Consider the following 13,273-nt stretch of genomic DNA (forward strand, 5'->3'; position numbering starts at 1 on the left):
TTTCTTTCCTTTATTTCTAATTAAAAATCCAAATATTCAAGAAATATCTTGATGCTATTACAAGTCCAAAAAATACTGTTATGAAAGCCATAACTATATAATCCGTTCTTGAATATTTTAGAACATTCATTCTAGTTCTTCCTTCTCCCCCTCTATAACATCTAGCTTCCATTGCAACAGCTAATTCATCTGCACGTTTTAGAGCATTTACAAAAAGTGGAACAAGCAAAGGAATCAAACTTTTTGCTCTTGATATAATACTTCCAGTTTCAAAATCTGCACCTCTTGCAGTTTGAGCCTTAGTAATTTTATCCATTTCATCTAAAATTGTTGGTATAAATCTTAGGGCTATTGTCATCATCATAGCTACAGAATGAGCAGGAAACTTGATTTTTTCAAAAGGTTTCATAACATATTCCAAAGCATCAGTAAGCACAATTGGACTTGTTGTAAGAGTTAAAAGGCTTGTACCTATAACTAAAAGAATTATCCTAACACTCATAAATGCACTTAGTTTAATTCCTTCTTTAGTTATATTTATAATCCATATTCTAAATAAGACCTCTCCCGGTGTTAAAATTAAATTCAAAATCACCGTAAATAAAACAATATAAAAAATTCCTTTTAATCCCTTTAAAACCATTAAAATCGGTAATTTTGCGATTTTTATAATTGAAAATAAAAAAATTGCAAGTGGTATAAAAACAAGAAAACTTTTTATAAAAAATATGGAAAGTATAAACATAAAAATAAAATATAGTTTAAGTCTAGAATCTAGTCTGTGAACAATACTATCTCCTGGAAAAAATCTACCTATTGATATATTTTTTACCATTAATTTTTCCTCAATTCTCTTTTAATTTCGTTAAAAGCTTCATCAACTGTTAGAATATTTTTGCTAAAATGATATCCTTTTTTTCTTAAAATATCCATAAGTTCCGTAATTTGTGGAACATTAAGTCCGACTTTCTTTAAATCATCTACATCGCTAAAAGCTTCTTTTGTACTTTTGTCTAAATGGATATGTCCATTTTTCATTATAATAATCCTATTTACTAGTTTTGCAACATCTTCCATGCTATGAGAAATCAAAACTATTGTAATATTATTCTTCTCATAAAGCCTTTTAATTTGAAAAAATAGTTCATCTCTTCCCTTAGGGTCAAGTCCCGCCGTAGGTTCATCTAAAATCAAAATATCAGGTTTCATAGCCAAAATTCCAGCTATTGCAACCCTTCTTTTTTGCCCGCCAGAAATTTCAAAAGGAGATTTATCTTTTTTAGCTTCATAATCAAGTCCTACAAGCTCCATTGCTTCTTTTACTCTCTCTGTAACTTCTTCTTCGCTAAGTCCCATATTCTTAGGTCCAAAAGCAATATCTTTTTCAATTGTTTCTTCAAAAAGTTGATATTCAGGATATTGAAAAACTAATCCAATTTTATATCTTAAACCGCTTTTAGCAAGTTCCTTATCTTTAGTGTTCATATCTCCTATAAAAACATCTCCACTTGTAGGCTTTAGAATTCCATTAAAATGTTGAATCAATGTTGATTTTCCACTTCCTGTATGCCCTATAACACCAACAAATTCTCCGTTTTTTATAGTTAAATCTATATTGTCTAAAGCAAGTTTTTCAAAAGGAGTTTTTTCTCCATAGACAAAACTTACATTTTTAAAATTTATATCCATTATTTTAATTTTCTCTCCAAAAATTCTATCATTTCATCATTCGTTAAAATATCGGAAGGAATTTCTACTCCTTCATTCTTTAAAAGATAGGCAAGTTCTGTAACCTGAGGAATAGAAAGTCCTAATTCTCGTAAAGTTTCAACGTTTGAAAAAACTTTTTTAGGGCTGTCATCAAACTCAACCTTTCCCTCATTTAAAACAATAACTCTATCGGCAAGAACAGCTTCTTCCATATAATGAGTTATATATAAAATAGTTTTATTTTCTTCTCTATTTAATTTCAAAATAGTATCCATAATATCTTTTCTTCCAATAGGATCAAGCATTGCTGTTGATTCATCAAAAATTATTACTTCCGATTTCATTGAAAGAATTCCAGCTATCGCAACTCTCTGTTTTTGCCCACCTGAAAGCATATGTGGAGAATGTTTTTTATACTCTTCCATCTCAACAATTTTTAAAGCTTCATCAACTCTTTCTCTTATTTCAGCAGAAGGAACTCCTAAATTTTCAGGACCAAAAGCTACATCTTCCTCTACAACTGTCGCGACAAGTTGATTATCAGGATTTTGAAAAACCATCGCACATTTTTGTCTAATATCCCAAATTCTATTTTCATCCTTTGTATTAATCCCAAAAATTTCAATTTCTCCATCTGTTGGAGTAATCTGAGCATTTAAAAGTTTTGCTAAAGTAGATTTTCCACTTCCATTATGTCCCAAAATAGAAATCAATTCCCCCTTATTCACAGAAAAACTGACTCCGTCCAAAGCGGTACTCTTCTTATCATCCTCACCAGTATATTCATATCTTAAATCTTTTATATCAATTATTTTTTCATTCAAAATTTATCACCTACTAACAACTTATGATAACATAAACAATACTTTTTTTCAATAATAACAAGTATTGAATACCCAAAAATCAAACAAAAAAAGACAACTTTCGTAAAGTTGCCTTTAAAATATTCTATACTATTTCTAAATCATTTCTATCTTTTAACATATATGACTTTAATGGACTTAAGCTTGCTAGCCAATATAAAAGTCCTCCAAAAATTGCAGTAAATCCACTACCTGTTGTAATTAAGAACAGATTGCTTTTAATTGCTCCCGTCATTGGATTATATACAAATAACATTGCTAATGCAAAAGTTATTATTACAATTCCAAGACCTACTAAGTTAAAACCATTTGTAAATTTATAGGAATCATGTCCTCTAATGAAAAACGCAGATTTTAAAGATAACATTCTTTTTCTAACTATTAAATAATCTACAACAATCATCCCTATTATTGGACCTTGAATATATGCCGCTAATGAAATAAATGAACCAAAATATTCTTCAACTCCACCCCAAATAGTCAATCCACTAACATAAATCATAGCTATAATTACTAATTTTTTGTAACTTAATTTAGGCGCATACCACTCTTTATTATCATACAATTAACATAGGAACCAGTTCCCTGTGTTCCAATATTTGCAAAGGCAACTAAAAGCAAACTCAATAATGCAAATCCCGGAGTTGCCAATGTTGATAACATTTTTGTAGGATCACTTTCATATACACCAGTTCTTACAAACATTGCCAATGCCATAACACCTCCTGTCGCTACGAAAAATGATGCTACAGCTCCATAGGATAAACTTGTTGCCCAATATCCACTTTTTTCAGATTTTGCAAGTCTAGGAAGTACTAGAGCCTGTGTTGACCAAGAAAATGCAAAAGCAATATTTCCTTCTCCAGATAACATAAAGTTTTGTAATTTTGTAGTTCCTTCAGCTAAGATAGGTTTAACTTTTAAAATATCAGAAATTGGAACCGCAAAAAGACAAATTGCAACTATTATAACTCCAACCACAAGCAAAGTCATAACTAAAAACCTGTTTGTCCACTTAATAACCTCCGGCCCTCCAAGTGCAATTAAAGTTCCAAGCACAACACATACTGTTCCAAGTAACGGTTTGAAAATTATAGGATTTAATTCAACTCCAAAACTTAATGCAAGATTAATCATAGATGAAGCAAAGAGATTTGCTGCAACTGCATACCAACCAAAGTTTGCAAAACTTATAACTGTTGATAAAATTGCAACTCCTTTTTCTCCCAAAACACTTCTCAACCATATCCACAAATCTATTCCATAACGCACGGCAAATAACACAGGCAAACATTCTATCATTACAAATATTAGATTGAAACAAAAAATATTTATAATCATCTGTTTAAATCCTAAAAATTGTGCAACATAGGCTCCTTGTGTATAACACCAAGTTGCTATTGCAAAACCACTTGTGGTTAAAAACAAATCTAAGAAAGAATACTTCCTTTCGGAATTCATCATAGGAACAACACCTGTTACCGTCTCCTGCTGAATATAATTTAATTTCCCACTCATTATTCAATTACTCCTATCATACATAATATAACTAAAAATATAGAAATTATTACAATTCCACAAATAAGAATCCAATCTATTTTCGTGATTTTTTTAGGAAATTCATAATCTTCTTTAGACATTATATCCAATCTTTTTTCTGTTTCTTCATAAATAATTTTTTCAATAGACAGATTATTCATCACTATCTCCTCGTTCATATAATTTCAAAGCATAGTCAGCATATTCTTTAGTATGATTATACCAAATATACAAATATTCCCCAATGCTCTTTCCTTGAATTTCTTGATTAATTGCCCATAAGAACCAATAAAATGAACTTACTGCAACATAGGCAATATAATGTCTTAATTCTTTAGCTGTAGGATTTCCACTAAAATATTCTTTTATTATATCAACTGCTTCATCAAAAGAATATTTTGAACAAGTAATAAAACAGCCAAGATCTCCTGCAGGATCTGACATTGCAGAATATTCCCAATCTATTAAATACATTTTATCTCTGTTGTCCAATAAAAAATTCAAATTATAACTGTCGCAATGGCAAATGCACTCTTTTATATCATCTTTGTCTAAAAAATTCTTTAATCTATAGATTTTATCGTTCATAAAACTCATATCATCAAAATCATCTCTATGCGAATTTTTTATTTTGATTTTAAAATTCTCAATTTCCTCAAAAATATTGAATTTAAATTTCGTTATTCTACCACTTGTATGCAATTTTTTAAGCATAGAGATAGCTCTTTTTACACTCTTTTTATCGGCATAATCTAGAATTTTTACATTTTCTATATATTTTGAAATTTTCCAACCACTATCCTTATCCATATAGATATAAGTATCATCTAACTCTAATTCTTTTGCAATTTTCATTGAGTCAAACTCACTTTTTCTATTTATGATTAATTCAGTTCCAGGACCTGGATGTCTATATACATAGGACTTTCCCTTACAACTGAATTTAAAAGAAGTATTTGTCATTCCCATTTTTATAGGTTTAATATCCTTTATTTCCTCTTCATTACATTTTAAAACAGAGCAAATATTTTGGAAAATTTTAGAGTCAGAGTTAGTAACATATTTTTCGTCAAAAAGTCTTAACTCCTCCAAAGAATCAAATTCTTTTATATCCTCTACATCATATTTTCTAATATACATATTATCCAATTCTTTTATATGTCGCATATAAAAAGTTTCCCACAAATTTTCATGAACTATCGGCTCATGATATTCAGCTTTCAACAATTTCACAAACTTATTACTGAATTCTCTGTTAAAAAAAACATGACCCAGCATTATCCAATCGTCTTTTCCCCCAATTGTTATTCCTTTTATTCTTCCCTTTTTATCACATTCTGCAAAATATTCATCGCTTTCTCCATCTTGATAAACAGCTGAATAATATGCTCTGTAAACATATTTTTCAAAAGGATTATTTGGAAAATAATTATCTGAAGAACAGATGTAAGTGTTTTTTAATTTATCAGTAACCAAAATTAGAGATGAAGTATTGTTAAATCTGTAATAATCTTCATTAACGACTATATCTACTCCATATTTTTCTGCAAGATAAAACATCTTTTCCTTCATATAACCTACAACTAAAGTAATATCTTCAATTCCCGCTTCTTTTAGTTGTAAAATTTCTCTTTCAATTAGTTTTTCCCCTTTTACATTTAAAAGACCTTTTGGACTTTCATAACAAAGAGGAGCGAATCTTGAACTCATTCCAGCTGCCATTATTATTGCATTATCAACTTTATATGGCTCTAATGTAGAAAATCCTTTAGCTGTAATTTTGAAATCTTTATCTATAAATTCATTATTTTTTAATTTTTTTAAAATTTCATTAACTTTTCCCAAAGAAATTTTTGTAATTTCTGAAATTTCTCTTTGAGTATATTTTTTATTTGGATTTTTAAAAAATAGATTTAAAATATCAAATTGTTGTATTGTTAACATAAATACCTCCTTAAATATCTTGTTCACAAATTATACCACACTATATAAAAATGAACAAGAAAAAAGTTCTAAAAATTTAATGTTTTAGAACTTTTTATACATTTTTAATTTAATTTTTTATAATTTATACAAAATAATATTATTTAAAGTATTATTGAAAAGAAAAATATATATGGTGCAGTAAGTATTGCTAAGACTAATGCTAATTTCCTCTTGTTTTCTTCTTCAATATCAAGTTTTGAAAAGGTATATTTTCTATTTAATTTATAATTTATAAATCTTGAAATTAAAATAGCCAAACACATTGCAAATAACATACCTTTATTCTCGAATATATTCCCATATAAAGACTTCAAAGTAATCCCTGATTTATCATCAAGTTCAATCAATAAATATAAAACATATAGAAAATGAACAATGAAAAGATCAGTTAAAAATCCAAAAAAAGAAAATTTTACTATTGATTTTTTTAATATATTAAAAGGTCTATCTATTTTTAAACATAACATTGTTATTATCATTACTATTAAATAAAATATAGAAGTTATAGGTATAATAAAAAACCAAAACATTGGAATCAACCATAAAAACCATACTGGCATTGTAAGACCATATTCTCCAAAAAATTTTTGTAAAAAACTTATTAAAAAAATATAGTTTAAACTAAAAAGTAAATTCATTTTCCCTCCTTAAATTTACATAAAAGTATTTCTAAAAAAATCTATTAATTTAAAAAACCACCCTACAGGAACGAAAAATACATAAATGCTTGTAACAGGTATCAAATATAATGCTAGTTTTTTCTTTTTTTCTTCGTCTATATCAAGTTTTTTAAAAATAAAACTCTCATTCAATTTATAGTTTAATAGCCTTGTCAAAAAAATTAGAAAACATATTATTAAAATTACGAAGACATTATTAATTAATCCACCCAATATTGCTACATATAAAGGACCCATCCACTTTTCAAAAAAAGGTTCAATTTCTTTAGAATACATAACTCTTGCTAAAACTACATAACCTAAAAAATATATTATAATTAACATATCACAAAAAATTCCAAAAAAGCTTGCCTTAAATACTGATTCCATAAGGACTTTTGAAGGATTATATATTTCAAGATGAGTAATAGCTATATATAATATTATAAAATAAATTACAAAGTATATAGCTATTACAAAAGGCCATGTAGGAGGGAAAACTAAAAATATCCATCCTCTTAATTGTTTAACAAATTCATCTAAGTCATTACTTCTCGCTAGAAAGCTAATTGCAAAAAAATTATATAAACTAAAAAATGTATTCATTATTCCTCCCTTTGGATACGAAACAGAATTATTTATTTCTCCCACTTCAAACCACTTTATATCTCATAAAAGTATTTTCCTGATATATTATACGAGAGTTATTATATCATATAAAATTTACAATTTCAATATTAAATAAAAACTTTTTAGTTATATTATATTCCTTAATTAAAAATTATATGCATTAAAAAAGTTCTAAAAATTTAAAATTTTTAGAACTTTTTGATTATCCATTATATTTTTTTGCTTTAAGTTTATACTTCATAGATCTTAATTTACTTTTTATTCCATCAATTGTAACAAATAAAATTTTGTCCTTTGTAATTAACATAATTATAAAATAGTATAGTACGCATGATATAATTATAGCTAAAACTCTTATAAAGAATTGTAAATTCAATGTCAGTGAATATTTTAAAATATGATTTATTCCATAAGTTATTGCAAAAAATGGAATGGAACATAGTACATATTTAATATAAGATTTTAATATTCCATTTATAGAAACAATATTTCTCTTAGTTATAAAATAAACTTGAATTATCAATACTACAATTTCTGAAAATAAAGTAGTATATACAAAATATTCAGCTTGAATAACTCTTAATTTGAATAAAACTATATTTAAAATTAAGTTCATAAATCCGCCTATAAAATAAAATGCGGTTATATTTTTTTCATATCCCCTTACAAATAAGACCTGATTTGCAAGAAGTTGATCCAATGCCCACATAACTATTCTAAGCGAAAACAATTTTAAAATAAAACCAGCTTCCAGATATTTTTCCCCTGCATATATAAGCATTACTTCGTCAGAAACACAACTTAATCCAATCCCCATAGGAATTACCAAGAATAAAAATGTCTTGGCAACTTGATTTAGCAATTCTGTATAATTTTTCTCATCACCATTTCCATAGTAATACGAAAGTCTTGGAATACTTACAACTATTATCGAATAAACTACACTTGTAATTAATTGAGCTATTGATAAAGCAAAGGTATAGTAGGAAACTGAAATCTTTGCGTCTAATAATGAAAGTACAGCTCTATCCAATGCAGTATATAGCATATATGAATTAGCTAAAAGCAACATTCCAATTAAAGGCTTTATATGTATCAAAATATCTTTTATTTTGACTTTTACAAATTTTACTTTTTTCTTTATATAATAAAAACTAATTAAATAGTTTATAAGATTTGTAATAGATAAAATGAAAGCATAATTTACTATATCATCAGCTTTTTTTACAAACGCAAAAATCGAAACGAGCATAAGTACACGGATAAATAATGTCTTAAAGAGAATAAATCCGTAATTTTCAAAAGCCTCATTCATCCACTCTATTGTTACAAATTGAGTAAAAATTTGAATACTTAATGCGAGATATAACATATACATATTAGAATTTACATTTAAAAGCATATATCCAATATATAAAATTCCAATACTCAAAGAACTAATTACATTTATAGAAAAAAGAACAGTAAAATTCTTACTTATTTCTTTTATATTATTTTTAACTCTACTTATTGAACGAATCCCATAACTATATATCCCAAATGCAGCAAATGGAATAAACAAATTTAATATAGAATTTGCAGCATTAAATTCCCCATAAGCCTCCTTGCTCAAAATTCTGGCAAGGTATGGACCTGTAATTAATGGGAATAAAATATTAAAAACTCTAACTAAAATACTCGCTAAAGCATTTACTTTTATATTTTTTGCCATAACTAAAATTATTCTCCCTATTTTATTATATAAGCATCTAAAAGATGTGATTTATATTCAATTTCCTCATCAGAAGGCTTTTTCATATAATCTCCATAAAATTGAGTTAAAATCTTGTCATAATTTTTAGGAGCAGGTACCATCATATCTTCAAAAGGCAATTCTATTAATTCTTCATAAGTTCCTGTTTCAAAAACTTCCTTCATTCCAGTTTTATCAAGCCCAATAGCACCCTCATAAATTCCATTTTTATCAACATATTTTTCAACTAATTTTTCAATTTTTTTTGTAAAAAATCTTGGATTTACAAACGCCAACAAATGCCAAAAGACAACTCTGCAAAAATCTTTTATTCTACTATCTTTATGAATTATATATTTTTTCTTTATGAAACAAATATGTTTTAAAGTTACCATCAAATGTGCTTTTTTCACAAAATTTAAATCATTGAATCTATCAATTGGAAAAATATCAACAAAAATATTACTATCTTTTCTATTTCGCTTTACGCTATCTTCCAACAGAGTGTGTTTATCTATGACTACAAAAAAGTTTTGAAAATACCAATCACTATTATCCTTTGATAAAATTGTGTATCTTTCATTATTTTCTTCAATTACAGCTTTTTGAAATCTCTCATAATCTTCTCTATACATTGCAACATCAATATCATCATCCCAAGGAATAAAGCCCTTATGTCTTACTGCCCCAAGTAATGTTCCATAACTTACAAAGTATTTTATGTTATATTTTTTACAAACATAGTCAATAAACTTTAAAATATTTAATTCATAATTTTTAAGCTCATCGACCGTTAGCCTTTCTTTCATCTTAATCTCCTAATCTATATAATAAGCTTTAATTTCATGAGGATATACCCTCTTTTCAACAGGTGGAAATTCCATATAATCTCCATAATATTTTTTTAAAATCTCATCATATTTTTTTGGTGCAAAAAATTTACAATCTTCAAACTCTAACTCTATTAATTCATCAAAAGGATTATAGTCAAAAACGTCATCATATTTCCACTTAGAGCAACCAACAAGTCCCAAATACTTTCCATTATCTTTAACATTTACATCTACTAGTTTTTTTATTTTCTTAGCAAAAATTCTTGGGGAAACCGGCTTTAATATTGCCCATAAAAACAATCTTATAAAATCTTTCAGCTTACTGTCCCCATATTGAATATTTTCTTTTTTTGAAAAAGATAGAAGCTTAAAACTTTCAAATTTATATGTTTTTTCAACTAAACTTAAATCATCAAAAAAGTCCATTGGAAAAATATCAACAAAAATTCCTGAATCATAAGTTTTATAATTTCTTTCATCTTCAATTTTAGTTTTTGAATTTACAACCTTAATAAAATTGTTATAGTATTTGTCATTAGTTTCTAAAGATAAAATCTTATAAATTCCATCATCTTTTGAAAATAAATCTATAAACTTTTCATAGTCTTTCCTAAGCATACAAATATCTATATCATCATCCCAAGGAATAAATCCTTTATGTCTTACTGCCCCAATTAAAGTTCCATAATTTATAAAATATTTTATATCATTTTCAATGCAAAAATTGTGAATATATTTTAGAATTTCAAGCTCTACAGATTTTATTTCATCTATAGAAAGATATTTTATTTCCATTAAGCATTTACTCCCTTTCTCTTCAAATCCTTAAAAAGCAAAAATCTATATAATTTAATATTTATTTTTAACATTAATACAGCTATTCTTCTACCTTTTCTAAAATTTTTATTTTTGTAAATTTTCCAAAAGTTTTTCTTTAAGAATCCTAAAACTTCTCTATATTCTTTAATTTCTTTATAATTTTCACTCAATAACATTTTATCAAAAACCATAAAATGTGCATAGGAAAGTCTAAAAAAAGCAAATTCAGAAAGAAACGGTATTTCTCTTTTTATATAGTCATAAAAATTGGAATAAATTTCTATGCAGTCCATATTTTTTATAGTATAAGGCTTTGTTGTTATACTATTTTCTCGATGAAAATAATAATAATATGGCTTTGTTGTTACAACATATTTTTTTGCATATTTTACAAGTTTAAACTGATAAAAAGCGTCTTCATAGATTTTACCCACAGGAAATGAAATCTTACTTGCAATTTCATAGGAGATGAGTTTATTACAAATGGTTCCTGGAATTTTTTCTCCAATAAAATATTCTTTTAAAAATCCATCCCTATCACAACTAAAATAAATTTCTTCCTTGCATTGTGGAGATTGACCATCTGAATAAACATTATAAACTCCACATACAGAAACATCTGCACTTTCAGCTTTTATATTATTATAAAGTTCTTCAATCATTTCCTCTGAAATATAATCATCAGAATCTATAAACAACACATAATTTCCAGTTACAAATTGCATTCCATGATTTCTTGCACTTGACAATCCACCATTTTCTTTTGTATAAAGTTTTGCTCTATCCTCGTTTCCCACAAATTCTCTGCATATTTTTTCACTATTATCAGTTGCTCCGTCATTTACTATTATAATTTCTATATTTTTATATGTTTGATTTGAAATTGACTCCAAACATTTTTTAACATATTTTTCTACATTATATACAGGTACAATAACACTTATCTTGTCCATAAGTCTCCTTTATTTTCTAATCGTATTATATTAATGTCAATACAAATTATACTATAAATCATTAAAATTTACAATTTTTCACAATAAATAAAGGAGATAAAAATCTCCTTAACAAATTACTTCTCTTTTAATTTTGCAAACAAAATTCTTCTCGCCGCATTGTCATCAGGCGTTTTACAAGTTACAAGCATCAAAAGTTTTGTGTTTTTATCAATTTTATCAACTTCAGCCTTTGGAATATGTTTACTCAATTCTTTTTTCATTGCTTCTACATCTTCATTTCTATTTGAACTGAGCTCATAAAGTGGCGTATCAGGATCTACAAGGTCTATTCCCAATACTTCATACTCCATTTTTCCTTTTTCTGTATAAAGATAAAATGTCTTATGACTTTCTAAAAATTTTGAATCTTCAAACTTTTTTAATTCATAAAATTTTGTCTTATCCCAAATATTATGCCCAAATATATAACTGATTCTATCTGAAAAATCTGCTTTATTATACATATCTAAAAATAGTGTTCCTGTTACGGGATATTTATTTTTCTTAAAATCTCTCCAAAGATAGTAGTCATTATCTTTTCCTTGAACTAAAGGCTCATCTATATTCGTTCCCGGTATTTCAAGCCATCCAATAGCATCAGAATTAATCTTTTTTAATTCTTCTATATTTACTACTCTTTCAGTATCTTTATCACCATTAAAAGCAGTTTCCCTTAGAACACTTAAATCTTTACCTGCCTTGTATGAACCATAATAATCTTTGATTAGATTTCCTGCAGAATAAATAAAAACTCCCAAACAGATTACAAAAAGTATATTCCAAAACCATTTTTTTCTTTTATTTCGTCTTTTTCTCCCCTTTTTTATCCTTATATCTTCTCTTTGCATATCTTAAATCCTTTCATAAATATAAAATGTTAATTTTGGATTATCGTTTTTTCCATCAATCTTTTCACTAACTTTCCAAATATTTTCGTCAATTTCTGGAAAATGACTATCCGCTTCTATTATTTCTTTTTCTACATATTTTGTAATATACATTCTCGAACAAAAGTCAATTAATTGTTTATAAATACTCATCCCTCCACAAACAAAAAACTTTTCTTTTGGATTTTCTTTTACAAAACTAATTAAATCATCTATATTTTTAAATATTTTTACCCCATTAAATGAGAAATCACTATTTGTTAAAACAATATTATTTCTTTTTGGAAGTGGTTTTATTTTAAATCCTTCAAATGTTTTTCTACCACATATTATAGAATTACCACAAGTTTTTTCTTTAAAAAAATTCATATCTTCTTTTATAAAATACAATAAATTATTATCTTTGCCTATTGCATTACTTTTTTCAGTAATTGCAACTATTAAATATAAATTATCTAAAACCATATTTTTATCCTTTTTATTTTTTATTAAATTGCAACTCCTTTTGATAAATCTTTTCCGTTGTTGCAATGTAACCATTATACCACAATTCCATATTTTTATCTAATTTTTGTTATTAAAATATGGTATTTATAACCTATAAAAATATATTTTTTTCT

15 protein-coding genes are annotated in these 13,273 nt (G+C 26.5%); all 15 read right to left on the reverse strand.

Annotated elements, in window-relative coordinates:
• Nucleotides 1–16: 16 nt before the first annotated feature.
• A complete protein-coding gene (locus VJI95_RS02690) occupies nt 17–835 on the reverse strand; it encodes an energy-coupling factor transporter transmembrane component T family protein (protein ID WP_324010149.1) in 819 nt (272 codons plus the stop codon).
• Entirely contained in the window at nt 835–1,689 is an 855-nt protein-coding gene (locus VJI95_RS02695; RefSeq protein WP_324010150.1) for an energy-coupling factor transporter ATPase, read from the reverse strand. The genes VJI95_RS02690 and VJI95_RS02695 overlap by 1 nt, the downstream gene beginning before the upstream one ends.
• Nucleotides 1,689–2,534 carry an energy-coupling factor transporter ATPase gene (locus VJI95_RS02700; RefSeq protein WP_324010151.1) on the reverse strand — a complete coding sequence of 282 codons (846 nt, stop codon included), beginning with the start codon at nt 2,532–2,534 and terminating at the stop codon, nt 1,689–1,691. Before VJI95_RS02700 ends, VJI95_RS02695 begins: the two co-directional genes overlap by 1 nt.
• A gap of 124 nt (nt 2,535–2,658) precedes the next feature.
• Nucleotides 2,659–3,075: a cytosine permease gene (locus VJI95_RS02705; RefSeq protein ID WP_324010152.1), complete on the reverse strand. Its 417-nt coding sequence runs from the start codon at nt 3,073–3,075 to the stop codon at nt 2,659–2,661.
• Between the two features lie 26 nt (nt 3,076–3,101).
• Nucleotides 3,102–4,091, reverse strand: coding sequence for a cytosine permease (locus VJI95_RS02710; RefSeq protein ID WP_324010153.1), 990 nt, complete (start codon nt 4,089–4,091; stop codon nt 3,102–3,104).
• Nucleotides 4,091–4,273, reverse strand: coding sequence for a hypothetical protein (locus VJI95_RS02715; RefSeq protein ID WP_324010154.1), 183 nt, complete (start codon nt 4,271–4,273; stop codon nt 4,091–4,093). Before VJI95_RS02715 ends, VJI95_RS02710 begins: the two co-directional genes overlap by 1 nt.
• Nucleotides 4,266–6,056 (reverse strand): NTP transferase domain-containing protein, encoded by a 1,791-nt coding sequence (locus VJI95_RS02720; RefSeq protein ID WP_324010155.1) that lies wholly within the window; start codon nt 6,054–6,056, stop codon nt 4,266–4,268. Before VJI95_RS02720 ends, VJI95_RS02715 begins: the two co-directional genes overlap by 8 nt.
• Before the next feature lie 143 nt (nt 6,057–6,199).
• Complete coding sequence (locus VJI95_RS02725) at nt 6,200–6,736, reverse strand: hypothetical protein (RefSeq protein WP_324010156.1); 537 nt, start codon at nt 6,734–6,736, stop codon at nt 6,200–6,202.
• Between the two features lie 15 nt (nt 6,737–6,751).
• The gene (locus tag VJI95_RS02730; protein ID WP_324010157.1) at nt 6,752–7,363 is read right to left on the reverse strand and encodes a hypothetical protein; all 612 of its coding nucleotides are present in this window, start codon (nt 7,361–7,363) and stop codon (nt 6,752–6,754) included.
• Nucleotides 7,364–7,589: 226 nt separating this feature from the next.
• Nucleotides 7,590–9,098, reverse strand: a complete 1,509-nt coding sequence (locus tag VJI95_RS02735) for an oligosaccharide flippase family protein (RefSeq protein WP_324010158.1) — start codon at nt 9,096–9,098, stop codon at nt 7,590–7,592.
• A 17-nt stretch (nt 9,099–9,115) separates the two neighbouring features.
• Complete coding sequence (locus tag VJI95_RS02740) at nt 9,116–9,928, reverse strand: LicD family protein (RefSeq protein WP_324010159.1); 813 nt, start codon at nt 9,926–9,928, stop codon at nt 9,116–9,118.
• A gap of 9 nt (nt 9,929–9,937) precedes the next feature.
• Nucleotides 9,938–10,747, reverse strand: a complete 810-nt coding sequence (locus tag VJI95_RS02745; protein ID WP_324010160.1) for a LicD family protein — start codon at nt 10,745–10,747, stop codon at nt 9,938–9,940.
• A complete protein-coding gene (locus VJI95_RS02750; RefSeq protein ID WP_323998893.1) occupies nt 10,747–11,724 on the reverse strand; it encodes a glycosyltransferase family 2 protein in 978 nt (325 codons plus the stop codon). The genes VJI95_RS02745 and VJI95_RS02750 overlap by 1 nt, the downstream gene beginning before the upstream one ends.
• Nucleotides 11,725–11,840: 116 nt before the next feature.
• Nucleotides 11,841–12,614: a class B sortase gene (gene srtB, locus VJI95_RS02755; RefSeq protein ID WP_323998894.1), complete on the reverse strand. Its 774-nt coding sequence runs from the start codon at nt 12,612–12,614 to the stop codon at nt 11,841–11,843.
• Between the two features lie 3 nt (nt 12,615–12,617).
• Nucleotides 12,618–13,118 (reverse strand): dihydrofolate reductase, encoded by a 501-nt coding sequence (locus VJI95_RS02760; protein WP_323998896.1) that lies wholly within the window; start codon nt 13,116–13,118, stop codon nt 12,618–12,620.
• Nucleotides 13,119–13,273: the final 155 nt, after the last annotated feature.

It is taken from the genome of Parvimonas sp. C2, from assembly GCF_035282405.1.
Lineage (GTDB): Bacteria > Bacillota > Clostridia > Tissierellales > Peptoniphilaceae > Parvimonas.

What these genes read in the sequence shown, in the direction of transcription:
- VJI95_RS02690 (WP_324010149.1), bottom strand. Translation starts at nt 835, where the DNA reads ATGGTAAAAAATATATCAATAGGTAGATTTTTTCCAGGAGATAGTATT.
- VJI95_RS02695 (WP_324010150.1), bottom strand. Translation starts at nt 1,689, where the DNA reads ATGGATATAAATTTTAAAAATGTAAGTTTTGTCTATGGAGAAAAAACT.
- VJI95_RS02705 (WP_324010152.1), bottom strand. Translation starts at nt 3,075, where the DNA reads ATGATTTATGTTAGTGGATTGACTATTTGGGGTGGAGTTGAAGAATAT.
- VJI95_RS02710 (WP_324010153.1), bottom strand. Translation starts at nt 4,091, where the DNA reads ATGAGTGGGAAATTAAATTATATTCAGCAGGAGACGGTAACAGGTGTT.
- VJI95_RS02715 (WP_324010154.1), bottom strand. Translation starts at nt 4,273, where the DNA reads ATGAATAATCTGTCTATTGAAAAAATTATTTATGAAGAAACAGAAAAA.
- VJI95_RS02720 (WP_324010155.1), bottom strand. Translation starts at nt 6,056, where the DNA reads ATGTTAACAATACAACAATTTGATATTTTAAATCTATTTTTTAAAAAT.
- VJI95_RS02725 (WP_324010156.1), bottom strand. Translation starts at nt 6,736, where the DNA reads ATGAATTTACTTTTTAGTTTAAACTATATTTTTTTAATAAGTTTTTTA.
- VJI95_RS02730 (WP_324010157.1), bottom strand. Translation starts at nt 7,363, where the DNA reads ATGAATACATTTTTTAGTTTATATAATTTTTTTGCAATTAGCTTTCTA.
- VJI95_RS02735 (WP_324010158.1), bottom strand. Translation starts at nt 9,098, where the DNA reads ATGGCAAAAAATATAAAAGTAAATGCTTTAGCGAGTATTTTAGTTAGA.
- VJI95_RS02740 (WP_324010159.1), bottom strand. Translation starts at nt 9,928, where the DNA reads ATGAAAGAAAGGCTAACGGTCGATGAGCTTAAAAATTATGAATTAAAT.
- VJI95_RS02745 (WP_324010160.1), bottom strand. Translation starts at nt 10,747, where the DNA reads ATGGAAATAAAATATCTTTCTATAGATGAAATAAAATCTGTAGAGCTT.
- VJI95_RS02750 (WP_323998893.1), bottom strand. Translation starts at nt 11,724, where the DNA reads ATGGACAAGATAAGTGTTATTGTACCTGTATATAATGTAGAAAAATAT.
- srtB (WP_323998894.1), bottom strand. Translation starts at nt 12,614, where the DNA reads ATGCAAAGAGAAGATATAAGGATAAAAAAGGGGAGAAAAAGACGAAAT.
- VJI95_RS02760 (WP_323998896.1), bottom strand. Translation starts at nt 13,118, where the DNA reads ATGGTTTTAGATAATTTATATTTAATAGTTGCAATTACTGAAAAAAGT.